Origin of the sequence: Klebsiella sp. BIGb0149, assembly GCF_004362605.1 — a bacterium.
GTDB lineage: Bacteria > Pseudomonadota > Gammaproteobacteria > Enterobacterales > Enterobacteriaceae > Klebsiella > Klebsiella terrigena.
This window is the reverse complement of the sequence record NZ_SNYG01000002.1, coordinates 747,667-773,468: the sequence shown is the minus strand read 5'-3', so window position 1 is coordinate 773,468 and position 25,802 is coordinate 747,667. Positions and strand designations below refer to the sequence as shown.

The 25,802-nt window shown below is 59.4% G+C and carries 23 protein-coding genes and 1 riboswitch; of the genes, 9 read left to right on the top strand and 14 right to left on the bottom strand.

The features are described from left to right. Positions 1-151 precede the first annotated feature (151 nt). Complete coding sequence (gene apbC / locus EDF75_RS10385; RefSeq protein ID WP_133599069.1) at positions 152-1,261, top strand: iron-sulfur cluster carrier protein ApbC; 1,110 nt, start codon at positions 152-154, stop codon at positions 1,259-1,261. A 99-nt stretch (positions 1,262-1,360) separates the two neighbouring features. Here the strand turns inward: apbC and EDF75_RS10380 are convergent, their stop codons facing one another. Continuing rightward, complete coding sequence (locus EDF75_RS10380) at positions 1,361-1,678, bottom strand: RcnB family protein (RefSeq protein ID WP_045855823.1); 318 nt, start codon at positions 1,676-1,678, stop codon at positions 1,361-1,363. Positions 1,679-1,854: 176 nt separating this feature from the next. On the opposite strand from EDF75_RS10380, the gene EDF75_RS10375 reads away from it, so the two are divergent. Beyond that, positions 1,855-2,769, top strand: coding sequence for a LysR family transcriptional regulator (locus tag EDF75_RS10375; protein ID WP_133599450.1), 915 nt, complete (start codon positions 1,855-1,857; stop codon positions 2,767-2,769). Here the strand turns inward: EDF75_RS10375 and EDF75_RS10370 are convergent. Then, positions 2,766-4,109, bottom strand: coding sequence for an NCS2 family permease (locus tag EDF75_RS10370; RefSeq protein WP_133599067.1), 1,344 nt, complete (start codon positions 4,107-4,109; stop codon positions 2,766-2,768). The genes EDF75_RS10375 and EDF75_RS10370 overlap by 4 nt on opposite strands. Positions 4,110-4,111: 2 nt before the next feature. Next, positions 4,112-5,917 (bottom strand): adenine deaminase, encoded by a 1,806-nt coding sequence (locus EDF75_RS10365; RefSeq protein WP_133599065.1) that lies wholly within the window; start codon positions 5,915-5,917, stop codon positions 4,112-4,114. A 124-nt stretch (positions 5,918-6,041) separates the two neighbouring features. Between EDF75_RS10365 and EDF75_RS10360 the strand changes: the two genes are divergently transcribed. After that, a complete protein-coding gene (locus tag EDF75_RS10360) occupies positions 6,042-6,965 on the top strand; it encodes a LysR family transcriptional regulator (RefSeq protein ID WP_133599063.1) in 924 nt (307 codons plus the stop codon). Between the two features lie 28 nt (positions 6,966-6,993). On the opposite strand, the gene EDF75_RS10355 is transcribed toward EDF75_RS10360, so the two are convergent. Continuing rightward, positions 6,994-7,416 (bottom strand): universal stress protein, encoded by a 423-nt coding sequence (locus tag EDF75_RS10355; protein WP_133599061.1) that lies wholly within the window; start codon positions 7,414-7,416, stop codon positions 6,994-6,996. 196 nt (positions 7,417-7,612) lie between these two features. After that, complete coding sequence (locus tag EDF75_RS10350) at positions 7,613-9,589, bottom strand: alkyl/aryl-sulfatase (protein ID WP_133599059.1); 1,977 nt, start codon at positions 9,587-9,589, stop codon at positions 7,613-7,615. A 211-nt stretch (positions 9,590-9,800) separates the two neighbouring features. Between EDF75_RS10350 and EDF75_RS10345 the strand changes: the two genes are divergently transcribed. Then, positions 9,801-10,436 carry a helix-turn-helix domain-containing protein gene (locus tag EDF75_RS10345; RefSeq protein ID WP_133599057.1) on the top strand — a complete coding sequence of 212 codons (636 nt, stop codon included), beginning with the start codon at positions 9,801-9,803 and terminating at the stop codon, positions 10,434-10,436. A gap of 39 nt (positions 10,437-10,475) precedes the next feature. On the opposite strand, the gene EDF75_RS10340 is transcribed toward EDF75_RS10345, so the two are convergent. From EDF75_RS10340 to EDF75_RS10325, 4 genes are all read right to left on the bottom strand, one after another. Next, entirely contained in the window at positions 10,476-12,452 is a 1,977-nt protein-coding gene (locus EDF75_RS10340; RefSeq protein ID WP_133599055.1) for an alkyl/aryl-sulfatase, read from the bottom strand. A 468-nt stretch (positions 12,453-12,920) separates the two neighbouring features. Next, positions 12,921-13,361, bottom strand: a complete 441-nt coding sequence (locus tag EDF75_RS10335; RefSeq protein ID WP_374756748.1) for a Shiga toxin A subunit — start codon at positions 13,359-13,361, stop codon at positions 12,921-12,923. A 5-nt stretch (positions 13,362-13,366) separates the two neighbouring features. After that, on the bottom strand, positions 13,367-13,735 hold the full coding sequence (locus EDF75_RS10330; protein WP_133599051.1) for a tlde1 domain-containing protein: 369 nt from the start codon (positions 13,733-13,735) through the stop codon (positions 13,367-13,369). Then, entirely contained in the window at positions 13,735-14,229 is a 495-nt protein-coding gene (locus EDF75_RS10325; RefSeq protein ID WP_133599049.1) for an Hcp family type VI secretion system effector, read from the bottom strand. Before EDF75_RS10325 ends, EDF75_RS10330 begins: the two co-directional genes overlap by 1 nt. 385 nt (positions 14,230-14,614) lie before the next feature. Next, positions 14,615-14,711, top strand: a riboswitch (TPP riboswitch). A 34-nt stretch (positions 14,712-14,745) separates the two neighbouring features. Here EDF75_RS10325 and thiM point away from each other — a divergent pair. Genes thiM through EDF75_RS10310 form a run of 3 tightly spaced genes read left to right on the top strand, consistent with a single transcriptional unit; the run spans position 14,746 to position 17,107 of the window. Further along, positions 14,746-15,522 (top strand): hydroxyethylthiazole kinase, encoded by a 777-nt coding sequence (gene thiM / locus EDF75_RS10320; protein ID WP_133599047.1) that lies wholly within the window; start codon positions 14,746-14,748, stop codon positions 15,520-15,522. After that, positions 15,519-16,319 carry a bifunctional hydroxymethylpyrimidine kinase/phosphomethylpyrimidine kinase gene (thiD, locus tag EDF75_RS10315; RefSeq protein WP_133599045.1) on the top strand — a complete coding sequence of 267 codons (801 nt, stop codon included), beginning with the start codon at positions 15,519-15,521 and terminating at the stop codon, positions 16,317-16,319. The genes thiM and thiD overlap by 4 nt, the downstream gene beginning before the upstream one ends. Positions 16,320-16,360: 41 nt before the next feature. Beyond that, positions 16,361-17,107 carry a GntR family transcriptional regulator gene (locus EDF75_RS10310; RefSeq protein WP_133599043.1) on the top strand — a complete coding sequence of 249 codons (747 nt, stop codon included), beginning with the start codon at positions 16,361-16,363 and terminating at the stop codon, positions 17,105-17,107. Here the strand turns inward: EDF75_RS10310 and EDF75_RS10305 are convergent. From EDF75_RS10305 to EDF75_RS10295, 3 genes are read right to left on the bottom strand one after another with little or no spacing between them, the layout of a single operon-like run. Then, positions 17,081-18,046: a PfkB family carbohydrate kinase gene (locus EDF75_RS10305; RefSeq protein WP_133599041.1), complete on the bottom strand. Its 966-nt coding sequence runs from the start codon at positions 18,044-18,046 to the stop codon at positions 17,081-17,083. The genes EDF75_RS10310 and EDF75_RS10305 overlap by 27 nt on opposite strands. Next, the gene (locus EDF75_RS10300) at positions 18,043-19,047 is read right to left on the bottom strand and encodes an ADP-ribosylglycohydrolase family protein (protein WP_133599039.1); all 1,005 of its coding nucleotides are present in this window, start codon (positions 19,045-19,047) and stop codon (positions 18,043-18,045) included. Before EDF75_RS10300 ends, EDF75_RS10305 begins: the two co-directional genes overlap by 4 nt. Next, positions 19,044-20,321 carry a nucleoside permease gene (locus EDF75_RS10295; protein WP_133599037.1) on the bottom strand — a complete coding sequence of 426 codons (1,278 nt, stop codon included), beginning with the start codon at positions 20,319-20,321 and terminating at the stop codon, positions 19,044-19,046. The genes EDF75_RS10300 and EDF75_RS10295 overlap by 4 nt, the downstream gene beginning before the upstream one ends. Before the next feature lie 250 nt (positions 20,322-20,571). Here EDF75_RS10295 and fbaB point away from each other — a divergent pair, with 250 nt between their 5' ends. Beyond that, on the top strand, positions 20,572-21,624 hold the full coding sequence (gene fbaB, locus EDF75_RS10290; RefSeq protein WP_133599035.1) for a class I fructose-bisphosphate aldolase: 1,053 nt from the start codon (positions 20,572-20,574) through the stop codon (positions 21,622-21,624). Between the two features lie 501 nt (positions 21,625-22,125). Here fbaB and EDF75_RS10280 read toward each other — a convergent pair. Both EDF75_RS10280 and EDF75_RS10275 read right to left on the bottom strand, forming a co-directional pair. Continuing rightward, positions 22,126-23,733 carry an FGGY-family carbohydrate kinase gene (locus EDF75_RS10280; RefSeq protein ID WP_133599034.1) on the bottom strand — a complete coding sequence of 536 codons (1,608 nt, stop codon included), beginning with the start codon at positions 23,731-23,733 and terminating at the stop codon, positions 22,126-22,128. 32 nt (positions 23,734-23,765) lie between these two features. Then, positions 23,766-24,515: an SDR family oxidoreductase gene (locus EDF75_RS10275; protein ID WP_166646154.1), complete on the bottom strand. Its 750-nt coding sequence runs from the start codon at positions 24,513-24,515 to the stop codon at positions 23,766-23,768. Positions 24,516-24,782: 267 nt separating this feature from the next. On the opposite strand from EDF75_RS10275, the gene EDF75_RS10270 reads away from it, so the two are divergent. Further along, positions 24,783-25,793 (top strand): LacI family DNA-binding transcriptional regulator, encoded by a 1,011-nt coding sequence (locus EDF75_RS10270; protein WP_133599032.1) that lies wholly within the window; start codon positions 24,783-24,785, stop codon positions 25,791-25,793. The last annotated feature ends 9 nt before the right edge of the window (positions 25,794-25,802 follow it).

The window sequence follows — 25,802 nt, the reverse complement described above, 5'->3', positions numbered from 1 at the left end:
TGAGCATTACATCTTCTGTTGTAAAAAGGGCTTCCGATATTACCAAAAGGGCACTGGGTGCGCCATAAATGGCTGACCATATATGGATAATCCTCAGCTGTGATAAACTCAATCATTACTGAAAGCATCTCATAACAACAAAGGAGTCGGGATGAATTCGCAATCCCAGGCCAAATCCCCCGAACGTCTACGCGCGATGGTCGCCGGAACGCTGGCTAATTTTCAGCACCCCACTTTGAAGCATAATCTCACCGCGCTGAAGGCGCTGCACCACGTTGCCTGGCTGAACGACACCGTGCATATCGAGATTCAGATGCCGTTCGTCTGGCACAGCGCTTTTGAAGCCCTGAAAGAGCAGTGCAGCGCCGAGCTGCTGCGCATTACCGGCGCGCAGGCTATCGACTGGAAGCTGACGCACAGCATCGCTACCCTGAAGCGGGTGAAAAACCAGCCGGGCGTCAACGGCGTGAAGAATATTATTGCCGTGAGCTCCGGCAAGGGCGGCGTCGGGAAATCGTCTACGGCGGTCAACCTCGCGCTGGCGCTGGCGGCGGAAGGGGCTAAGGTCGGTATTCTCGACGCCGATATTTACGGCCCGTCAATTCCTACCATGCTGGGCGCTGAAGATCAGCGTCCCACCTCGCCGGACGGTACCCATATGGCGCCGATTATGAAATTCGGCCTCGCCACCAACTCCATCGGCTATCTGGTGACTGACGAGAACGCCATGGTGTGGCGCGGCCCGATGGCCAGTAAAGCGCTGATGCAGATGCTGCAGGAGACGCTGTGGCCGGATCTCGACTACCTGGTGCTGGACATGCCGCCGGGCACCGGCGACATTCAGCTGACGCTGGCGCAGAACATCCCGGTGACCGGCGCGCTGGTGGTCACCACGCCGCAGGACATCGCGCTAATCGATGCCAAAAAGGGCATCGTGATGTTCGAAAAAGTGGAGGTGCCGGTGCTGGGTATCGTGGAGAACATGAGCATGCATATTTGCAGCAACTGTGGTCACCATGAGGCTATCTTTGGCACCGGCGGTGCGGAGAAGCTGGCGGAAAAATATCACACTCAGCTGCTCGGCCAGCTGCCGCTGCACATTCATCTGCGCGAGGACCTGGATAACGGTACCCCGACGGTGATCGCCCGTCCGGAAAGCGAGTTTACCGATATCTATCGCCAGCTGGCAGGGCGCGTAGCGGCCCAGCTCTACTGGCAGGGTGAGGTTATCCCCAGCGAGATCGCCTTCCGCGCGGTGTAACCATCGCGGATAAAACAACGCCCGGGACTTCGCTGCGCCATGCGGGAGCAGCAGAAGGACCGGGCGTTTTTCGTGGCGGCTTGCGGCCGCTACGCGCAATCAGTGCTGGTAGAAAATCTCGCCGTCGTAAATTTTGACAATTTTGCCTTCAGGCTCGGTGACCAGCACGTAGCTGCCGCCCATGTAGGTCCAGTGGGTGTTGGCGTCTGGCGCAGGCAGGTGGCGCTGCTGCCACTGCTTGATGGTGTACTCCGGGGTCATATACAGCGGCGGTACGGTATCGCCTACGCGAAACTGCTGGAAGTCGGAGGTCACGCCGTCCAGCTCATATTTCTGCAGATCGGCGGCGGACGCCGAGCAAACGGCGCCGGTGCCGGCCAGCAGTACGCCCAGAAGCAGCATTTTTGTTTTACGCATAAATTCCTCATTATTATCCTGGACACAAAATCGCAGCCTCGTATCATTCCGAAGCATGAGGGCGATGGCAAGTACTGGTTGATTAAAAATGTAAGCAAACGATGGTGCCGATTACGCGATTCAGCAAACCGCGCCTGTTTTAGGAAAAATCCGGGGATCCGGAGGTGGGAGTGACTATGTTCAGGCTGGAAGATCTGACGTTATTTGTCCGCGCAGCGGCGCTGGGCAGCTTCAGCGACGCGGCGCGGGAGGTCGGGCAGCAGCCGGCGCAGGTGAGCGCGGCGATTAAGCGCCTGGAGACCACGCTGACTATCCGCCTTTTTGCCCGCTCAACCCGCAGCCTGCGCCTGACCCCCGAAGGGGAGACCTGGCTGCCCTATGCCACGCAGATGCTCGATACCCTGCAGGCCGGGCTACAAAAGATTCAGCTGCCAGATGACCAAATCCGCGGCACGCTGCAGATTGCGGTGCCCTCCGACCTCGGGCGCAACCTGCTGCTGACCGTGTTTCGCGGATTTCGCCAGCGCTACCCGGAGCTCAGGCTGCGCATCCTGTTCTCCGATCACCGCACCGACGTGTTTAAAGATCCGGTCGACGTGGCCTTTCGCTACGGCGAAAACGACGACGCGTCGTTTATCTCGCTGCCGGTGGCGGCGGAAAACCGCCGGGTGCTGGTGGCCTCCCCGGCGTGGATCGCCGAACACGGCGAACCGCAGACCCTGGAGGAGCTGGCGCAGCGTAACGCTCTGCTGTACGTGCTGCGCGGCAGGCAGTTCGATCGCTGGCCGTTAAGCCTGGCGGGCGAGGTTCAGCACCTGCAGGTTTCCGGCGCGATCGTCAGCGACGATGCGGAGGTGATTCGCCGCCTGGCGATTGCCGGGGAGGGGTTTGCCTACAAATCCTGGCTCGACGTCAGCGACGATATTCGCGCCGGGCGGCTGCAGGTTCTCCTGCCGCAGTATCAGGGCGACCGGGTGCCGCTGAATATGATTTGCCCGCACCGCAAGCAGCTCTCCGCCGCGGTGCGTTTGCTGTATGAAGAGGTGAAGGCCCGCTGCGAGGCGCTGCACAACCAGCGCCCGGCGCCTTAGTGCCTTACCAGCGTCGCGAAGTAGTAGACCAGCGGGATCGCGAGGATCCACAGCCCTAACGGGATCTCGCGCCACTTTCCGGCCACGCTCTTAATCACCACGTAGAACAGCAGCCCGCCGGCGATGCCGGTACCAAAGCTGTTGGCAATCAGGGTGATCATCACCATCATCAGCACCGGCAGCCCGTCGGTAAAGTTGGCTAAATCGACCTTGCGCAGGCCGCTGAACATATTCAGGCCGATCAGGATCAGCGCCGGCGCGGTGGCCTCTTTGGGGATCATCAGCGCAATCGGGGTAAACAGCAGCATCAGCAGGAACATCACCGCTGCCGCCAGCGCCGTCAGCCCGGTTTTACCGCCGGCTTCGGCCGCCGCGGAGGACTCAATCAGCGCGGTGGCCGCCGGGATCCCGACCCACGGCCCGATGGCCGCAGCAATGGAGTCAACCATAAACGGCCGGTTGATGTGCGCCATATTGCCTTCTTCATCCAGCAGGCCCGCCTCGCCGCCTACCGCCAGAGTGGTTCCCATGGTGGAGAAAAACTCGGAGGCGAAAAAGATAAACAGAAACGGCAGAAAGGCGATATTCAGCGCGCCGAGCATATCGACGTGGCCGAGCACCGGAGTCAGCGAGTGCGGCATGGCGATAAAGCTGGTCGGCAGCCGGGTGACGCCGAACGGGATCCCGACAAGGGTGGCAACGAGGATCGCCCACAGGATCGCGCCCGGAATGCGCCGCGCCTGCAGCGCAATGGCGAGAAACAGGCCGCACAGCGCTACCAGCGCGCCGGGGGAGAGGAAGTCGCCGAGCATCAGGGCGTTGGTTTTCGCATTCGCTAGCACCAGGCCGGCGTTGCGAAAGCCGAGAACCGCCACGAACAGCCCGATGGAGGCGGTGAGCCCCAGCTTGATCGACTGCGGCACCGAGCGGGTCACCACCTCGCGCAGGCCGAATTTGGTCAACAGGAAGAACAGAATCCCGGACCAGCAGGCGATGCCGAGACCGATTTGCCAGCCGATACCTTCGCTCCCGGCCAGGGTGACGCCCACCAGCACCGACCCGCCGATGCCGGGGCCGACGATAAACGGCAGGTTAGCGTAGAACGCCATCAGCAGCGTGCCGGCGACGAAGACCAGAATGGTTCCGGTGGTAACCGCGCCTTTATCCATTCCGCCGACCGCCAGCAGGCCGGGAATAACCACCAGCAGATAGGCGGCGGCGAGAAAGCCTGTGACCCCCGCCAGGCACTCGGTGCGCAGCGTGCTGCCGCGGGAGTAGAGGGCAAATCGCCGTTCCAGCCAGCGGCCCCGGGTTGATGCAGGAAGCGTGTTGTCAGCCATTATCAGGCTCCGTGATTATTGTTGTGGGTATGCTCCGGGGTTTCCCGGCAGGCTATCAGCGGGTCGACGATCCGGCGGGTGGTGCCGTCGGTCAAGCCCAAATCGGTCAAATGCGGCCCGGCGTTGCAGGCGAGGCAGGTCCCCTCGATGGCCTTAAACACCCGGTACGGCGGCTCCCAGTCGGCAATTTCGGCGCTCAGGTCGCGCAGCTCGCGGAACTGGCGCGCCAGCTCCGGCGCCGGCAGGTCGGAAAGCATCCCGGCAATCGGCATGGCGACGTGAGCCAGAATCTCTCCCCGCTGCGCCAGCGCCATGCCGCCGCCGGAAGCGATCAGCCGGTTGGCGGCCCGCGCCATCTCTTCGGCGTCTCGCCCGAGTACCACGAGGTTGTGCGAGTCGTGGGAGTAGCTGGTGGCAATCGCCCCGCGCAGCTCGCCCCAGCCCTCAAGCAGGGCAATCTGCGGCGTCGCCTGATGGCGACCGTGGCGGTGCTTGACCCAAATCAGGCTGAAGCCGTCGGGCAGCTGGACTTTGCCGTCGCGGATCTGCACCTCAACTTCCCCCCACTGCGTAAAGCGCGCGCCGCGAATATGCCGCAGGCGGGCAACGCCGTGGTGAATACCGCCCACCTTAAGGATAAAGTCCTCGGCGCTCAGCGGCGCAAGCTGCAGGGTATCGCGCGGCGGCGTGACGCCGGTGGCCGCAGGGATCGGCCGGCACAGCCGTCCGTCCCGGGCAATCAGCTTCCCGGCGATGTAAACCTCCTGCGCCTGCAGCTTATCCAGCGCCGGGAACACCACCAGGTCCGCGCGGCGGCCGGCGGCAATCAGGCCTAAATCATTGCGCTGCAGGCGAATCGCCGCGTTCAGCGTGGCGAAGCGCAGGGCATCGGTGGCCGGCAGGCCGTGCCCAATCAGCAGGTTGAGCAGGGCGATAACGCCGCCTTTTTCCAGCAGCATATCCGGCGGCACGTCGTCGGTGCAGACGGTGATCTGCGAGGAGAGGTGCGGCAGGGTTTTCAGCGCCTTGACGATATCCTCCAGCAGATAGGGGTGCGAGCCGCGAATCTGCAGCGTCAGGCCGGCGCGCAGCTTTTCCAACGCATCCTCCGCCGAGGTGAGCTCATGATCGGAGGTGACGCCGGCGGCCAAATAGGCCTGCAGGTCCGCGCCGTTCAGCCCGCGGGCGTGGCCTTCAATCAGCTTGCCGCTGTTGAGGCCCGCCTGGACTATCTCCTGCATCCGCTCGCTGGCGTGCAGCACGCCGTGCATATCCATCACTTCCGCCACGCCGCGCACTTCCGGCCACGCCAGCATGGTGGTCATCTCTTCGCCGGCAAAATCGGCGCCGGACATCTCCAGCCCCGGCGTGGACGGGACGCTGGAGGGGGCGGCGACCATCACCTCCAGCGGCAGGTTGCGGCTGGCGGCAACGGCGTAGCGCACGCCCTCCACGCCGAGCACGTTGGCCAGCTCGTGCGGATCCCAAAATACCGCCGTTGTTCCCTGGGCGAGGACGATTTCCGCGTAGCGCTCGGGGGGGAGATGGGAGCTTTCGAGATGGACGTGGGTATCCATCAGCCCCGGGGAGAGGTAGGCGCCCTGCAGGTCGCGGGATTCAGCGGCGTCGCTGCGGCTGCCGCGCGGATGGACGCTGGCAATCATCTCGCCGACGATGCCGACGTCGGCGGCGCGGATTTCCCCGGTGACCATATCAACGATCTGCCCTCCGGTGAGTAATAGGTCGAAGGGTAATTCGCCCCGGGCGGCCTGTACGGCGCGGCGGCGGTTTTCAGCACTGCTGGACATAACAACTCCGGCACAAGGATAATGGCGCTACTCTAGGGGCACGGCAAACGTTTGCCCAGATGAATAAATTTATCGCCCGATAAGCTCGGGTTATTCTGCCTACTCACCCTCAGCGATGGATAACATGACCGAACCGTGGCAGCGGCTGCCCGCGCTTTCTCTCAAGCAGCTCCAGTATTTTGTTACCCTGGCGCAGCTGCGTCACTTTACCGATACCGCCAACCGGCTGGCCATCAGCCAGCCGGCGCTGAGCAGCGCGCTGCGCCAGGTTGAAGCGGTGCTCGGCGGCAGGCTGGTGAACCGCACCGCCTCATCGGTGACGCTGACCGAACTGGGCGCGGCGATCCTGCCCCACGCGCAGCGCGTGCTGAGCGTGGCCCAGCTGGCGTTTCAGGATATGCAGCAGATTGTTGAAGCCGGCGGCGACGGCACGGTGCGCATCGGGCTGATGCCGTCGGTCAGCTCGCTGCTTTTTCCCCTGCTGCCGCAGACCCTGGCCGAAACCTTTCCGCGCCTGCGGGTCGAGTTTCACGATCGGGCCAACGACGCGCTGGTGCGCGAACTGCTGAGCGGGCAGATTGATTTCGCCGTGGGCGCCATCGACAGTTCGATCCCCGCAGAGCTGCAGGTCTATCCGCTGCGCGAGGACCCGTTTGTGGCGGTGCTGCACGGCGACGATCCGCTCGCCGGCCAGCCGCATCTGCCGTGGAAGCTGCTGGCCGGCCGCGATATCGCGGTGTTCTCGAAGGGCAATATCCAGCGGCTGGTGGGGGCGCTGGCGGAGAGCCATCGCCTGACGCTGAATACGCGCTACCAGGTGGACTATATCGAAACGCTGTATGGCCTGGTGCGCTCGCGCCTGGCGATAGCCATTCTTCCCGAGCTCTATACCACCCACCTATGCGATCCGCAGCTGAAGATAGCCCAGCTGCAGCAGCCGGCGCTGAGCCGCACCGTGGCGCTGATGCGCGGGCCGCAGACGCTACCGCCGCTGATTGAGTCGAGCTTCGCGTTGCTGCTGAGCTCGCTGCGGGAGGTGAACCCCTAATCAGCCGGACGAGGTTTGAGCGAGCGACCTACGGCAGGTGCTTAATCAGCACGTCGACGCTGAGATGGTTAATGTACTCGAGGGAGTGGGAAGCCATCACCCCCAGCAGCCGGTTGCGGTGTCCGGCAATAATCAAATCGACGCTGCGCTGATGCACGCACGCTTCGACGTCGGCAAAGCGGCGGGCGGTGACCAGCGCCAGCGTCTGCACCGGCAGGGCGACGGTGGTCGCCAGTTCGTTGAGCAGGGCTTTGGCCTGGATAACCTCCTGCGAGACGTCATCATCCATCAGGCAGTCGGAAACGTAGTTCAGCGCCCGATAGTCGGTGCTGATATGGGCGATGGTTATCTTCATGGCGCTCTCTTCGGCCATTTTAGCCGCGTGCTGAAGCAGCGGGATCCCGTCAGTGCTGCTGTTAATCAGCACCAGCGCATGGTGATAAACGGACATAGCCCACCTCGGTTGGTTATCTGCGAAAATCATTATTCCCACTGCTAATCTTGTGCCCGGGTAGCGGCGAAAGCAAATCGATATGTGCGTAAAAAGGGCCGGGAAATCAGAGCGGGAAGCGCAGGGGAGCGGTCGCGGGAAATGGCCAAAAAAATCCCCCGCGACCGGCGGCCTCGGGGGATGATAATCGGCTCAGTTACGGAGTAACGATATTGAACCAGAACTCAAACTTGTCCATGTAGCTCAGCATTTCGTCCAGCTTCGCAGCATTACCGGTAATTTTCACCTCACCGTGATCAACCGCCTGCTTCAGCGTCTCTTGCTTGAGGATAATCTTGTTCAGCGTATCGCGATCGAGGGTGATGTTGGCATCCGCGTTGTCGGCGACCGCGTTGGCGGTGTGGTTCAGAACGCCGTTTTCCAGCTCCAGCTTGTATTTGCCGCCGTCTTTACCCAGATCGACGTTGAGGATCGCCTTCGCCGCGCCGGCTTTTTCGCCGTTAATATGCACGCCCAGGTAGTCGAAGAACATTTCCGGGGTCATCGCGCGGACCGTATCCGGGCTGGCGGTGTTCGGCGTTGGCAGCTTCTGCACGCCGTTACGCAGCTCCTGCGCGCCGGTGAGGTAGAAGTTACGCCAGGTGCCGGCTTCCGCCTGGTAGCCCAGCTGCTCCAGAGCATCCGCTTCGAGGTTACGCGCGTCCTGGTTTTGCGGATCGGCGAACACCACTTTGCTGGTGACCTGCGCTACCCAGCGATAGTTACCCTGGCGGTAATCCTCTTTGGCTTTGCTGAGGATATTGCCGGCGCCGCCCATATATTCGACAAACTTCTTCGCAGCCTGCTCGGGCGGCAGCTCGTCGAGGGTGGCCGGGTTGCCGTCGAACCAGCCGAGGTAGTACACGTAGGTGGCCTTGACGTTATGGCTAACGGAACCGTAGTAGCCCCGGCTTGACCACTGCTTCTCCAGCGCTTCCGGGAGCTTGAAGTTCGCGGCAATTTCGTCGCGGGTCAGGCCTTCGTTAGCCATGCGCAGGGTCTGGTCGTTGATATAGCGGTACATGTCGCGCTGGCCTTTCATCAGCTTAACAATGTTGTCGTTGCCCCAGGTCGGCCAATGGTGCTGCGCGATAATCACGTCGGCGTCGCTGCCCCAGCGGTCGATGGCGGCGTTGATGTATTTCGACCACGCCAGCGGATCGCGGATTTTTGCGCCGCGCAGGGAGTAGGTGTTGTGCAGCGTGTGGGTCACGTCTTCCGCCGCTTCGATCATTTTCTTCTCTTTGACGTACCACAGCATTTCCGACGGGGCCTCAGAGCCCGGCGCCATCATGAAATCGTAGGTCAGGCCATCAATCACCTCTTCCTGCCCGGTTTTGGTGATGTAGTTTGTCGGCTGGAGCAGCGTAACGGTACCGGCGGAGGTGGTGGTCCCCAGACCCGCGCCAACCTGACCTTTAGCGTCGGGCTTGAGCAGGTTGCCGTACATATAGCTGGCGCGGCGGCTCATCGCCGTACCGGCCATGATATTTTCCGAAACCGCTTCTTTCATAAAGCCGTCCGGCGCGTAGATTTTGACTTTGCCCGACTTAACGTCGGCTTCGTCAACCACGCCGCGAATGCCGCCGTAGTGGTCAACGTGGCTGTGGGTGAACAGCACCGCGACCACCGGCTTCTTGCCGCGATTGGCGTAGTAGAGGTCCAGCCCCTCTTTGGCCGGTTCGGCGCTCAGCAGCGGATCGATGATGGTAATACCTTTATCACCTTCGATAATGGTCATGTTGGAGAGGTCGAGGTTGCGAATCTGGTAAACGCCGTCGGTGACCTTGAACAGACCGCCGATATTGATCAGCTGGGACTGGCGCCACAGGCTAGGGTTTACGCTATCCGGAGACTTTTGGCCTTCTTTAACGAAGTCGTATTTCGCCGGATCCCAAATAACGTTGCCCTGTTCGCCTTTAATCATGCTCGACGGCAGCGCGGCGATGAAGCCTTTATGCGCGTTTTCAAAATCGGTTTTATCGGCAAACGGCAGCTTGTTGTACAGCGCGCTATTGGCCTGACGGGTGGCAGGCGTCGCATCGTTCGCCTGAACCTGCGCAAAAGCGGAAGCCGACAGCGAAACCAGAACACCGGCCATCGCCAGGTGCTTAGCAATCTGATTTAATTTCATTAAATGACCTCTTAGATTATTTGTGCCGGAATCAATAATAAATATGATGCGGCTAATGCAAATGCGGATTCATTACCGGCTATTGTAAGTAGAATAGATGGCGTTAATAGTCCCATATGGGACTGCCTGGAAAATAACAACGGTAGGCCTCGAATCCACGCCGGACTCGCTGCTATACTGAGCTTACGGCAGAATAGGATGAGGGTATGCGGTGAATTTTCAGGAAATACACGGCTATTACAGCACGTTAGGGATTGATAGCTATCTGGATGAAATCATTCAGGAAGGCGAGATCGTGTCCTTGCCTGCCAATAAAAAATTAGACGTCAAGGCCGGCTATATTTATTTTTGTACCGGCGGTTCTTTATCAATATTAATGCCGGAGAACGGTCTTAATATCGGGAATAGCATTGAGCATATGCCGATTGGCCTAATGGAAAGGTACTGCCCGCTGGCTAAGTTTGAATATATGGGGAGCGCGCCGGTGAGGATTATTAAAATATCCTATGAGGCGTTTGACCGTATCTTTATCCAAAATAATCCGCAGCGCGTGCAGGAGCTGGCGACGATTCTGGTGTATATGACTATTTTCACCATCGACCTGCATAACGAGCGTCGGCAGCTGACCAGCTACCAGACCATTCGGCCGATGCTGTTTCGCTATCTCTACCGGCAGAATACGCATGAGGGTGAAAACGAAGGCCTGGCGCTGTTTATCATCAAGCGAACCAATCTTTCGCGGACCCACGTTTTCCGGGTGCTTGCCGATCTTAAGGCCGGGGGCTACATCACGATGGCAAGAGGAAAGCTGGTGTCTATCGACCGGGCGCTGCCCGAGGAGTATTAGCGGAGAGAAATCCCGGGACCGGAGGCCGCGGGGGGAGGTTTACGGCGTCACAATATTGAACCAGAACTCGAATTTGTCCATGTAGCCCAGCATTTCATCCAGCTTCGCCCCGTTACCGGTGACCTTCACTTCACCCTTATCTTCAGCCTGTTTCAGCGTTTCTTCTTTCAGGATGATTTTGTTCAGGGTCGCACGGTCCAGCACGATAGTGGCATCCGCATCTTTCGCCTCGGCCTTAGCGGTGTGGTTCAGCACGCCGTTTTCCAGCTCCAGCTTATACTTGCCGCCGTCGTTGCCGAGGTCGATGTTGAAGACCGCTTTGGCTTTACCGGCTTTCTCACCGTTGATGTGTACCGCCAGATAGTCAAAGAACATTTCCGGGGTCATCGCGCGGACGGTATCCGGGCTGGCGGTGTTTGGCGTCGGGCCTTTCACCACGCCGTTGCGCAGCTCCTGCGCGCCGGTGAGGTAGAAGTTGCGCCACGGACCGGATTCAGCCTGGTAACCCAGCTGCTCCAGGGCATCTGCTTCCAGATTGCGCGCGTCCTGGTTTTGCGGATCGGCAAAGACGATTTTGCTCACCACCAGGGCTACCCAGCGATAGTTACCCTGGTCATAGTCCTCTTTGGCCTTCTTCATGATGGCGTCGGCGCCGCCCATGTAATCAACAAACTTTTTAGCCGCTTCTTCCGGCGGCAGTTCGTCGAGGGTGGCCGGGTTGCCGTCGAACCAGCCGAGGTACAGCACGTAGGTGGCCTTCACGTCGTGGCTGACGGAACCGTAGTAGCCGCGGTTGGCCCAGGTGTGCGCCAGGCTGTCCGGCAGCTTGAATTTGGCGGCAATTTCGTCGCGGGTCAGCCCTTCGTTAGCCATGCGCAGGGTCTGGTCGTTGATGTAACGATAGAGGTCACGCTGGCTCTTCAGCAGGTTGACGACGTTTTCGTTGCCCCAGGTCGGCCAGTGGTGCTGAGCCATGATGATCTCAGCTTTGTCGCCCCAGCGAACGATCGCTTCGTTGATATATTTCGACCACGGCAGCGGCTCGCGAATTTTGGCCCCGCGCAGGGAGTAGGTGTTGTGCAGGGTATGGGTGACGTCTTCCGCCGCTTCGATGAGTTTCTTCTCTTCGATATACCACAGCATTTCAGACGGTGCTTCAGAGCCCGGCGCCAGCATGAAATCATAGGTCAGGCCGTCGATAACCTCTTTCTGGCCGTCTTTTTCAATGATGTTGGTCGGAGCAATCAGGGTTACGGTGCCGGCGGAGGTGGTGGTACCCAGCCCTGCGCCTACCTGGCCGGTGGCTTCCGGCTTGAGCAGGTTGCCGTACATATAGCTGGCGCGACGGCTCATGACGTTACCGGCCATGATGTTTTCCGCCACGGCGGCTTCCATAAAGCCGGACGGCGCATAGACTTTCACTTTGCCCGACTTCACGTCGGCTTCATCAATGACGCCGCGTACGCCGCCGTAGTGGTCAACGTGGCTGTGGGTGTAGATCACGGCCACCACCGGCTTTTGGCCGCGGTTTTTGTAGTACAGGTCCATGCCCACTTTCGCGGTTTCAGCGGATACCAGCGGGTCAACGACGGTAATGCCTTCTTTACCTTCGATGATGGTCATGTTGGAGAGATCGAGATTGCGGATCTGATAGACGCCTTCGGTCACTTCAAACAGGCCGCTGATGTTAATCAGCTGAGACTGACGCCACAGGCTTGGGTTGACGGTATCCGGCGCCTTTTCCCCTTCTTTGATGAAGGCGTACTGCTGAGGATCCCAGATGACGTTGCCCTGCTCGCCTTTGATGACATCGCCAGGCAGAGCGGCAATAAAGCCTTTGTGCGCGTTGCTAAAATCGGTGTTGTCGGAGAAGGGCAGCTGGTTGTAAAGGGCGTCGTTTGCCTGTTTGGTGGCGGCGGTCGCTTCTTTAGGGGAGGTATCGGCCCAGGCGGAAAGGGCGCAGGTCGATAGCACCCCGGCTAGCGCCATTCCCTTTACTATTGGTGTCAATTTCATTGGAATCCTCATCATTTTTCGGTGATTCACTCGGTAATATCGATGTGACGACGGGTTACACCTTGTAACGCTTCCTGAAAGGATAATCACTTGTTTCAAAAGGGCGAATTTTTGGTTACATAAATCTTCATTTAGTTCATAAATTACTACTTTAGTACTAGATTTGTTGCCGGGCGTTTCTATGGCATAGGGTATCTTTCAGGCAGCAGAACGAAGGCCGTCTGGCCCAACAATGTGCTAAGGAGGCGCGGCGCGATCGAAAAAAACAGACGATTGGCGTGCAGGAAGTGCGGGAAAGGGCCGCTGCTGCGGCCGCTGGGAAACAGCATGAGCCTGCTGCTCCAAAGGACACGCTTTTTGTCTGGGGGATTAGCTGAGGTTAAAATAGTGACCAGGCAAGATATAGTGATAACGCTAAAATTAATTAAGAAATAAAGGGCTTTATAGATACCTAAGCCCCGTTAATTATTAAAACTCTCTGCCGAGGGTAAGATAGCCATTAAACCTGACAGAACACTCATCTTTATTCATAAGGCTCGAAGCAATGAATATGTCTTTCTTCCCTTGGTTATTGGTGTAAGTATATTTTGCGGTAATTGATTTGGCGTGATTTGCATAGTAGCTGGAAAAATAATCGCCCGTGGGGATTGTCGCTTTGCCTTTATCGACATCATTTTCTCGATCCACGTTAGCCAGTGATTCTGCATACAGTTCAGAAACGGCTGTCGTATTGATTACCTCTACCGCCGTTTTATCTCTTTGAATCGCGGATATATCAATTTTTAAATCCTTTGAAATAGCGTCGAGCAAGGATGACTCCATTGATGCGCCAACAGAAGCGCAGCTGGGATCCTCGGCATAAGAAGCGAAGTGAACCGCAGCCAGGGTGAAGATTAATGTTTTTCCGATCATTTTTAATCTTCCACTACCAGAGTTTTATCGCTACTGGCCGCAACGATCTTTCGATAGGGCAATTTTAGAATGATGCAACCGTCTGAGGCTTCTCCCGGATGCGCTGAACTATCGCCATGTATCATAAAACCATCGCGCCCACACATCTGATTTTCAATATAGGGGGTAAGTCTCATGGTCCATGCTTTGGTTTTACGGTGATAGAAAGGATCGCCAATAGTATAAGTCCCCCTGGGTATGGGCCCTTTACCCTTGATGCACTCGTTAGCTGAATCATTTTTAAAGCCAGGTCTACCAGAGTAGTTAGCATCGAATTGATAAGTACCATTCAGATAAAAACTATGAGAGCTTACTTTATAAACCCAGGTCATTATGCGACCTCCTTATTACCATTCCATGAATCTGAGTGAATTATATTCCCATCAAGATAATGCCATGTGATTTTCCTATACGCTAAATAGAAAGCTTCAAGATGGTTATGTTTTTCAAATATAGGACTTTTAATATCGAACATGAAAGGTTCAATTTCATTGATTGTTACGTTTTCCATCGTGATGCGGAAATATTCTTCTTCTTGTCCATTGTAATTAATTCGATAAAACTTCAACACAGCCAGCCTGAACTTTTTCCCGGTTGAAACGCTTCTGTAGAGGTATGGGGATGAGCTATCTAACTCTTTGATTAGTGCGTAGTCTCCGTGCTGGCGTTTACTCGTAATCTTTCCGGTTAGATCATCAGTTGGTAACTCTACACTATGCATGAGTTCTATAATTTCAATAGAACCTTCTCTATCCTGCATATCAACAGAACCTTTAACTTGATTTCCCGAATCATCGGTTAACCATAGATAAACAGGTATTGCCATTATTATAAGACCTCGTTTTTGTGTGGTTTGAGCAATAATCGTACACTTCCGTAATTGATATCAGGAGTGGAAATTTCAGGGAAAATTCTGAAAATCCGGTACTATTCTCTCTGGAATAGTGCTTAAAGTTAAATGAGTTAAGTTAAGTTAAGTTAAGTTAAGTTAAGTTAAGTTAAGTTAAGTTAAGTTAAGTTAAGTTAAGTTAAGTTGTACGGTCTATTAAGCGGAGCTAAATCCACCGAAAGATAAATGATTGATAATGCCTGAAGCGATAGGGACGGTTAGGTACAAAAAGAGGTACTGACGACGGGGTGTTTAGGTGTATATTGCTGTTCTGATCAAATTCATCTTTCAGATATAACTGTCTGTAAGTATAAAAATTTATCTACATGACTCGGGGTGCCCTTCCTTGTGAAGGCTGAGAAAGACCCGTACCACCTGATCTGGATAATGCCAGCGTAGGGAAGTCAGAGACCACAAGGTCGTTGCTTCTTCATCGCCTGGCTGGAGCAAACGATGCAAGCTGAGCCACTGAACCCCGCGCATATCGCGCATCTGCGACACCTTTTTCGCCGCCACTCCCCCCTTATTCACTGCATGACCAACGACGTGGTGCAGACGTTCACCGCCAACGTCCTGCTGGCGATTGGCGCTTCACCCGCGATGGTGATTGACCCGCAGGAGGCCAGCCAGTTTGCCGCCATCGCCGACGCGCTGCTGATTAACGTCGGTACCTTAACCGTCGACCGCGCCGACGCCATGCGGGCGGCTGTCCGTAGCGCGCAACAGGCCGGCAAGCCATGGGCGCTGGACCCGGTTGCGGTCGGCGCGCTTACGCTGCGCAGCGAATTCTGTCGTGACCTGTTAACCCTGCAGCCGGCCGCCGTTCGCGGCAACGCCTCGGAAATTATGGCCCTGGCGGGGATGAGCGGCGGCGGGCGCGGGGTCGATACCACCGATACCGCGGCGGCGGCGCTGCCGGCCGCCCGGGCGCTGGCGCGTCAGCTGAATACGGTGGTGGCGGTGACCGGTGAGGTGGATTACGTCACCGACGGCCAGCGCACGCGCGCCGTCAGCGGCGGGGATCCCCTGATGACCCGCGTTGTTGGCACCGGCTGCGCCCTCTCTGCGGTCGTTGCCGCCAGTACGGCGCTGCCCGGCGACCGGCTGGAAAACATCGCGGCGGCCTGCGGCCTGATGAAGCTGGCGGGCGGGCTGGCGGCCCGTCAGAGCGGCCCGGGCAGCTTTACCCCGGCGTTCCTTGATGCGCTGTACGAGGAGGACCAGCAATGAAGCGGATTAACGCCTTAACGATTGCCGGCACCGACCCCAGCGGCGGCGCGGGGATTCAGGCCGATCTGAAAACCTTCTCTGCCCTCGGGGCCTACGGCTGCTCGGTGATCACCGCGCTGGTGGCGCAGAATACCCGCGGCGTGCAGTCGGTGTACCGCATCGAGCCTGACTTTGTTGCCGCCCAGCTGGACTCGGTGTTCAGCGACGTGCGTATTGATACCACCAAAATTGGCATGCTGGCGGAGACGGATATCGTTGAGGCCGTGGCCGAGCGGCTGGCGCGCTACCGGATCGCCAACGTGGTGCTGGATACGGTGATGCTGGCGAAAAGCGGCGATCCGCTGCTCTCTCCCGATGCGATCGCGACGCTGCGCACCCGGCTGCTGCCGCAGGTTTCGCTGATAACGCCCAACCTGCCGGAGGCCGCGGCGCTGCTGGATGCGCCCCACGCGCAGAATGAAAAAGAGATGCTCGAGCAGGGCCGGGCGCTGCTGGCGCTGGGCTGCGGCGCGGTGCTGATGAAGGGCGGCCATCTCGATGATGCCGAAAGCCCGGACTGGCTCTTTAGCGCCGAAGGCGAGCAGCGCTTCACCGCCCCGCGGATCCTCACCAAAAATACCCACGGCACCGGCTGTACGCTCTCCGCCGCGCTGGCCGCGCTGCGTCCGCGCTACGGCGACTGGGGGCAAACGGTCGCCGAGGCTAAAGGCTGGCTCTCCGCGGCGCTGGCGCAGGCGGATTCGCTGGAGGTGGGGGAGGGGATTGGCCCGGTGCATCATTTCCACGCCTGGTGGTAAGCCTGATATACTGACGCCAGATTTCAGTCAGGAAAAGACAAATGGAACAGGCGCATACCCGGTTGATTCACCAGCTCGTTGAACGCATGGCCGCGAAGGATAACGCGCCGCTGTACATCAGGTTTGCCGACACCATCAAAGAGGCCGTGCGCAGCGGCTGGCTGGAAAACGGCAATATCCTGCCCGGCGAGCGCGATCTGAGCCAGCTCACCGGCGTATCGCGCATCACCGTGCGCAAGGCGCTGCGGACGCTGGAAGATGAGGGCGTGGTCACCCGCGCCCAGGGCTACGGCACCCGGGTTAACAATATTTTCGAGTATTCGCTGAAGGAGGCGCGCGGCTTTACCCAGCAGGTTGTGCTGCGCGGCAAAAAGCCAGACACCCTGTGGGTCAATAAGCGGATCGTCAAATGCCCGGAGGAGGTCGCGCAGCAGCTGGCGATTGCTGCCGGCAGCGACGTGTTTATGCTCAAGCGCATTCGCTACGTGGATGAAGCGGCGGTATCGCTAGAGGAGTCGTGGGTTCCCGCGCATCTTATCCACGACGTCGAGGCGATCAGCGTCTCGCTGTACGACTACTTCCGCAGCCGGCAGATCCTTCCCCAGCGCACCCGTTCCCGGGTCAGCGCCCGCATGCCGGACGCCGAGTTTCAGTCGCATATTCAGATGGATAGCGCGATCCCGGTGCTGGTGATCAAGCAGGTTGCCCTCGATCAGCACCAGCACCCTATCGAATACAGCATCAGCTACTGCCGCAGCGATCTATACGTCTTTGTGTGCGAGGAGTAGAGTTTCGCGATCCGGGGCGCAGTCGCCGCCCCGATGGCTGACCACCCATGCCGCCACGGCATTCCCCAGCGTCACCGCCTCCTGCAGGCTCCAGCCGGCGGCAAGTCCGGCCAGGGTGCCGCCCGCGTGGCTGTCCCCGGCGCCGATGGTATCGACCACCGTCGCCGGGAAGGCCGCGACCTCTCCGCAGGCCTGCGGGCTGAAATACCACGCGCCTTCTTTATCCAGGCGGACGATCAGCGGGGCGCCGTACTTTTTCAGCCACCCGGCGCCGAACTCGCTCACCTCGGCGGAGAAGCCGTTGGCCTCGGCGGCAATCAGCGCCTCCTGACGGTTAACGGAAACCAGCGGCTTCAGCGCCATCAGGCGCGCCATTAATGCCTCGGGGATATCGGCAATGCGCGGACCAAAGTCGATAAACGGCGTGACGTCACGCTGCTGCTCCAGCCACGCCACCAGCCGCTCGCCGCTGGGGGAGGCCAGCTGGTAGCCGGAAAGATAGACCAGGCCGCTGGGCCCGGCGCTGAGCGGCGTGAGCCAGTCGTCGCGCCACTGGTTTTCGACGCCGCTGAAGGACATAAACGTGCGCTCTCCGTCCGGCTCCACCAGCGCCAGGCACCAGCCGTTGTCGCCGCTGGCGCGGGTGATAACGCTGGTTATCCCCTCCTGCGCCAGGCGATTGCGGATAATTTCCGCCCACACGCCTTCGCCGATGGGCAGGGCATTTTGCGCCGCGATGCCCAGTCTTTTGAGCGCCACCGCAATATTCAGGGCGCAGCCGCCGACGTTGACGCTCTGCTGCTGCAGCTCGATATCGCAGCCGCGCCACGGCAGGGCGTAGGCGTCGGCAATCACGTCAATCACCGCGGCCCCGATAACCGTCACCGGCCTGACGGCGGTGAGAGTCGCGAGCTTATCGCTCAGCTGACGGCTATTCATTGCGCCTCCCGCTGCCGGCGGTAGCGGCCGAGGGCGTCGGCGTAGCGCGTGAAGTCCAGCTTATTGACCTCGTCCAGACGCGCTTTGAGCCGGCCATCGATGGCCGCTATACCGTTTAGCGCCCCGCAGATGGCGGTGGCCATCGCGCCGATGGTGTCGGTGTCGCCGCCAAGGTTGGCGCAAAGCGCCGCGCAGCGGTTAGGGTCGGTGCCGGCAAGCTCAACCATCGCCACGGCGCAGGGCACGGATTCGATGGTGCTGGTTCCGGCCCCCACCAGCTGATAAAGCTGCTCGCAGGCGGACTCGACTCCGCCCGCGCCGCGCACGGTGCGGAGCGCTAGCTCAATGCGCAGGGCCAGCGAGGCGCTAAAGGTCGTGACGCGCTGCTGCTGGGCATGATGGGCGATGGTCGGAAGCGCGTCGGCGATGGCGGACCAGCTTGCGCCGTCAACGGCACGCGAGATGGCCCAGGCGATGACCGTCGCGCCGGCGATGGCTAAATCAGATTTATGCGTCGGGCTGGAGGCGGCGGCAACCTCGTGAATAAAGGCGTCGAGGTCGGCGGTCGGCAGCAGGCATCCCAGCGGTGAGGCGCGCATGGCCGCGCCGTTGGTCACCCCGTTATTCTCCAGCTCGCTCACCGGCGTGCCGCTGCGAATGGCCTTTAGGGCGATTTTTGACGTCGGCCCGAGGACGTTTTTATTAAAGGCGTCAAACTCCTCCGCCCAGCGCAGGATATGGCGGCCGATGGTATCGGGAACAATCCGCCCGTCGCACTCGATGATGGCATCGGCGAGGCACAGGGCCATCGAGGTGTCGTCGGTGAACTCGGCCTCGGCAAAGTAACAGGCGGCATTGTTTTCCGCCGGGCCGGGCAGGAAGCGGTCGATCCAGCCGAAATGGGCCTTCACCCGCGATCTTGGCCACAGCTCCGACGGCATGCCCATCGCATCCCCTAACGCCTGCCCGTAAAGGGCACCGAGAATACGTTCTGCTTTCATTTGACTTCCTCTTGTGTAAGCGCAGCATCCTGCGCGTCGATCTCAATGGTGGTGATGTCTTTGTCCGACTCGCGGAAGAACACCATGAACAGGACGGCGATAACGGCAATCATGATGGCGCCGAACGTCCACATCCCTGCCCAGTTAAAGGTATGACCGTTCACCGGCGTCGGGTAGGCAAACATTTTCTCCATCATCACGCCGCCGAGGCGGTAGCCCAGCAGGCTGCCGAACCCCTGGCAGCAGAGGGTGATGAGCCCCTGGGCGGCGTTGCGCATCGCCACCGGCGCCTTTTTATCGACGTAGATATAGGCGGTGACGTAATAGAAGTCGTAGCTGACACCGTGCAGCAGAATACCGAGGAACATCAGCGTATAGGTGAAATAGTTATCTGCCGCGCCGTAGACGAAAAAGCCGTAGCGAATGGCGGCGGTAATAAGACCAAGTAACAGAACCTTTTTAATACCAAAGCGCTTAGTGAAGAACGGCAGCGCCAGCATAAAGAAGATTTCAGAGAACTGGCCGAGGGTCATCCAGCCGGTGGCGTTTTTCATCCCCGATTCGCTGAGATAGCCGTTGGCAAAGATGTAGTAGAAGGCCAGCGGCATGGCGAAGAGGAACGAACAGAAGAAAAAGACGAGGAAGTTGCGGTCGCGCAGCATAATCAGCGCGTCCAGCCCCAGCATCACCTTGAGGCTCAGCTTGCCGGTGCTCTTCGGCGGCGTATCCGGCAGGCACAGCGCAAAAATCCCCAGCACCAGCGAGCTGCCCGCGGCGATCAGCAGCGGTACGTTAGTGGGTGAGATATCGCTCAGGCCGAGCATTCCCGGCAAGAAACCGCACACCAGCCCGGAGCCGATCCAGCCGATGGTCCCCATCACCCGAATGCGCGGGAAATCGCGTTCGACGTCGGCGACGTTGGAAAAGGCGATGCTGTTGGTTAGGGCGATGGTCGGCATGTAGGTGAGGGAGTAGGCCAGCAGCAGCGGGAAGAAGCCGCTGAAGGTGGTCTGCTGCGCGGCGAAGTACATCAGTATCGCCCCGGCAAACATCAGAATCGCCAGCACTTTTTGCGCAGAGAAAAAGCGATCCGTCAGCGAGCCGACCAGCACCGGAGAGAGAATGGCGGCAATGGCGGTACAGGCATAGGACCAGCCAATTTCGCCGGCGCTGAAGCCGCTTTTACTCAGCCACAGCCACAGAGGAACAAACCACGCTCCCCAGATAAACCACTCAACGAACATCATGAACGACAGCTTTGCTGTAGTTTTCATTTGGAGATCCTTCATGACAGGTAAGGTACGCATTTAGAGTACCACTTGATAATACCTTTGAAATACCATTGAGCTGATTGTTTGAGCAAGCTAACACTTTTTCGTATCTGAATCGTGCCAGCAGAAGTTGCTGAAAAAATGCGATCCCGGCTGGAAAATATGCTAAGTCGGTACCAGGCTTAACCTGCCCAAAAAAGTTGGGTCAGGAACATTGACGCCGGCCGCGGCCGGCCTTACGGGAGTTATTGCTATGACTGATATTACGCAATTGCTTGGCAAAGATGCCGACAGCCTGTTACAGCACCGTTGTATGACTATTCCAGCCGATCAGCTCTATTTACCGGGAGCGGATTACGTCGACCGGGTGATGGTTGATAACAATCGTCCGCCGGCGGTGCTGCGTAATATGCAAACCCTGTACAACACGGGGCGCCTGGCCGGCACCGGCTACCTGTCGATTCTACCGGTTGACCAAGGCGTGGAGCACTCGGCGGGCGCCTCTTTTGCCGCCAACCCGCTGTACTTCGATCCGAAAAATATCGTTGAGCTGGCGATTGAGGCCGGCTGTAACTGCGTGGCGTCGACCTACGGCGTGCTGGCCTCGGTATCGCGCCGCTACGCGCACCGCATTCCGTTCCTCGTGAAGCTGAATCACAACGAGACCCTGAGCTACCCGAACACCTTTGATCAGACGCTGTACGCCAGCGTTGAGCAGGCCTTTAATATGGGCGCGGTGGCGGTTGGGGCGACTATCTATTTCGGTTCCGAAGAGTCGCGCCGCCAGATCGAAGAGATCTCTGCGGCGTTCGAGCGCGCGCACGAGCTGGGGCTGGTCACCGTGCTGTGGGCCTATCTGCGCAATCCGGCATTTAAGAAAGATGGCGTCGACTATCACGTCTCCGCCGACCTGACCGGCCAGGCTAACCACCTTGCGGCGACCATTGGCGCGGATATTGTGAAGCAGAAAATGGCGGAAAATAACGGCGGCTATAAGGCGGTTAACTTCGGCTATACCGACGACCGCGTCTACAGCAAGCTGACCACCGACAACCCGATCGACCTGGTTCGCTACCAGCTGGCGAACTGCTATATGGGGCGGGCGGGGCTGATTAACTCCGGCGGCGCGGCGGGGGGCGAAACGGACCTGAGCGATGCCGTGCGTACGGCGGTCATCAACAAGCGCGCCGGCGGCATGGGGCTGATCCTCGGACGTAAAGCCTTCAAAAAATCGATGGCCGACGGCGTGAAGCTGATCAACGCCGTGCAGGACGTCTATCTCGACGGCAAGGTAACCATAGCCTAGGCATGTCTTTTATGTCTTTGAATGTCGTTTATCGAATGCTCTGAAGCCAGCTGAAACTGCGGGTGTTGTCGGCCTCAAAATCGCTGAGACGCTGCCGACAGGCCGGGGCAGCCCGCATGGATGCGGGCTGAGGGCCGTGATTTACAGGGACGTTACCTCGGCCCGACCCGACAGCCTGACGGCATCGGTCGAAGGGACCGCGCAGCGGCGATTTTGGCTGGCCGGAGCCCGGGGGTACAGGGGGCGGCGGCGATGGGCCGCCCCCTGTGCGCTCCCTGCGCTACGGGGAACATAGGGCAGGGAAACCGCCGGGGAGCGCAACATCCTGCGGAGCAAGAAAATATCCTCCGCCGCGGCGACCACCAAACCTCATGCGGCGGCGATGGGCCGCAACATCCTGCGGAGCAAGAAAATATCCTCCGCCGCGGCGACCACCAAACCTCATGCGGCGGCGATGGGCCGCAGCATCCTGCGGAGCAAGAAAATACCCGCCAGCCGCCGCTACTCCCTTATCAGCCTTGCCGTCTTCTGCAGAGCCAAATAAGCCTCATAGCGACGCTGGTGAACCTCCTGATGCCGGGTCGCGCTGAAATAGGTCTTATCCACCCGGGTAAACCGCTTCATCGCCTCCGGCAGCGACGCGCAAACCCCGCCGGCGACGGCGCCCAGAATCGCCGAACCCAACAGCACCGGCTCGCTGCACTCGGTGCTCATCACCGGAATGCCGCAGGTATCGGCCAGCAGCTGGCGAACCAGCGGATGCTGCCCCGCGCCGCCGCTAATCACGATATTCTCGCTACGCACGCCGCAGGCCTCCTGGGCATCAAGGATCTGCCGCAGGCCGTAGCCGATACCGCACAGCCCGGCCACGTACAGCGCCAGCAGATTATCGATATCACTTTCCATTCCCAGTCCGGCAACGATCGCCCTGGCGCCAGGATCCGCCAGCGGGGCGCGGTTGCCTAAGAATTCGGGCACCACGTGCAGGCCGGCGGCGAGGTGTACCGCCTCGGAGGGGCTCTCCAGGCGGGCCAGCACCCGGTCCGCGAGATAGACCGGCAGCGGCAGCCCGGCCTCCTGCGCCAGCTGGCGGGCCTCGTGCGCCGCCGGATGGAAGCTCAGCAGCCGGTCGATAGCGGCGCCGGCCGCGCTCTGGCCGCCTTCATTCAGCCAGAAGCCCGGCACCATTGCCGAATAGTACGGACCCCAGACGCCGGGCACGAAGATAGCTTCCTGCGAGGTGGTCATGGTGCAGGAGGAGGTGCCGAACACGTAGGCCATATTGCTGAGCGCACCGTCGAGCACCCCAACGGTGCCGATGCCGCCGGCGTGGGCGTCAATCATGCCAACCGCCACCGGCGTGCCGACGGGCAGGCCCATCTGCTGAGCGGCGACGGCGGTAAGGCCGCTGCCGCAGGGCGTTCCCGGATCGACAATGCGCTGGCCGATGCGCGCAAAGTCTTCATCCGCCAGCTCGGCGAGCCCAATCTGGCGGAAGTAGTCGGCATCCCAGCGCTGCTCGTGGGCCAGATAGGTCCATTTACAGGTGACGGTACAGACCGAGCGGGCCTCGTCGCCGGTGGCGCGCCAGGTGAGGTAGTCCGCGAGGTCAAAAAAGTGTCGCGCCTGCTGATAAACCTGCGGGCGGTTCTCCTTCAGCCACAGTATCTTCGGCGTCTCCATCTCCGGCGAGATAATGCCGCCGACGTACTGCAGCACCGGATGACGGGTGGCGTTAATCTTTTCCGCCTGCCCGGTCGCGCGGTGATCCATCCAGACGATAATGTCGCGGTTGGGGTCTTCTGAAGGACCCACCGCCAGCGGCGCGTCGTTTTCACCGACCACCACCAGCGAACAGGTGGCGTCGAAGCCAATGCCCGCTACCGAGTCCGGCGCGGCGCCGGCGCGCGCGATCGCGGTTTTAATACAATCGCACACCGCCTGCCAAATCTCGCTGCTGGATTGTTCAACCATGCTGCCCGCGCTGCGAAAGAGGGTAATCTCCCGCGTCGCGTGGGCGAGCAGTTCACCATTGAGGTTGAAAATGCCCGCCCGCACGCTGCCCGAGCCGACATCGACGCCAATAATGGTTGGTGTATCGCAGTTCATAGAGCCATCCTTTAGCCAGCCTGATTGAAGAGTTAGAGATCCACGCTGTTAGGCAGGATAACGAGGTCGCGCACGGTGACGTTCTTCGAGCGGGTCACCATAAACAGCACGGATTCAGCCACCTCAATCGGCTGCATCAGGCTGCCGTTGGCCAGCGCTTCCTCCATTTTTTCTTTCGGCCAGTCGTCGAGCAGGGCGGTCACCACCGGGCCGGGCAGCACCGCGCCGACGCGTACGCCGTGCTGCGACACCTGACGGCGGGTGGTGTGCACGAAGGCCTGCACCGCAAACTTCGAGGCGGTGTAGATAGGCTCCCAGATAACCGGCACCACTCCGGCAATGGAGCTGGTGAAGATGATATCGCCGGACTTCTGTGCGATCAGGTGCGGCAGTACGCTGCGCACGCAGCGGAAGGCGGCGTTGGTGTTGAGATGCAGCACGCGATCCCACACGTCCGGATCGCCTTCGGCCACCGGTCCGCCGATATAGGCACCGGCGTTGGCGTGGAAGATATCCAGCCCGCCCGCCAGCTTAAGAATGCCGGGCAGAATATTATCGACCTGTTCGCCCTGCATCAGATCCACCTGCAGGGCAAAGGCGTTTTCGCCCAGTTCGGCCACAATCTTATTTAGCTTTTCGCCTTCGCGGTCGATCAGCACCACCTTCGCGCCTGCCGAGAGCAGGGTTTTGGCGCATTCAAGGCCGATACCGGAAGCCGCGCCGGTCACCGCAGCGACTTTACCATTGAGAGAAGTATTCATAGAGGATACAGAGTGGTTCATTTTATAATCCTTCACCGAGTCTATTTTGGTAAATCGATCTGGCCCGCAATAAGCCGGGACCAGCGTTGGAGTCAGGCACTAAATCTTGCTAAGATTTTGAATATCAGCATCATTTATTTATATACGCTGGATACTGAGCGGCGTGCGACCTGGCGTGCCGGGGAGCATAGTGGTAGCTCAATCGATGAAGCTAATGTGCGCCAGCTTCATCGATTGAGCAAGTGGGTAAATTAACAGCGAAATGAATTTGTGACGCAAGTTGGGAAAATGAAAAAAATCACTATCTACGATCTGGCGGAATTATCCGGCGTCTCGGCAAGCGCGGTCAGCGCGATCCTCAACGGCAACTGGAAAAAGCGCCGTATCAGCGCGAAGCTGGCGGAGAAGGTTACCCGGATTGCCGAAGAGCAGGGCTATGCGATCAACCGCCAGGCCAGCATGCTGCGCAGTAAAAAATCCCACGTGATCGGCATGATCGTCCCTAAATATGATAACCGCTACTTCGGATCGGTGGCGGAAAGCTTTGAAGAGATGGCGCGCGAGCGCGGCCTGCTGCCGATTATTACCTGTACCCGCCGCCGCCCGGAGCTGGAGATTGAAGCCGTGAAGGCGATGCTCTCATGGCAGGTGGACTGGGTGGTGGCCACCGGGGCAACCAACCCGGACAAAATTACCGAGCTGTGCCAGCAGGCGGGCGTGCCCGCCGTCAACCTTGACCTGCCGGGCACCATTGCGCCGTCGGTGATTTCCGATAACTACGCCGGGGCGCGGGCGCTGACCGATAAAATCCTCGATAACAGCCTGCGCCGGCACGGCAGCCTCGCACCGCTGACCTTCGTCGGCGGACGCAGCAGCGATCACAACACCCTTGAGCGCCTGCGCGGCTTTCACGACGCGCATCGGGCGCGCGGCCTGAACGTGCCGGCGGAAAATATTCTCGCCCCCGGCTACTCGAAAGGCAAAGTTGAGGCCAGCATGCAGGCCCGCTTCGGCGCGCCGGATGAGCATCTGCAGGGCTTCTTCGTCAACTCCACCATCTCGCTTGAAGGGGTCGTCCGCTGGCTGGCCCAGCGGGGACTGACCGGCACCGGGCAGCCGCCGATGGGCTGCTTCGACTGGGATCCCTTCGTCTACCTGCTGGGGCACGATATTGACATGGTTCAGCAGAACGTGCCGGCGATGCTGGAGGCGGTGTTCGGCATTATCGATTCCGGCGATGCCGCTAAGCAGCTGGTCGAAATTCCGCCGCTGCTGATCGGCAGCCGGGAGCTTATCTGAGCGCCGCGC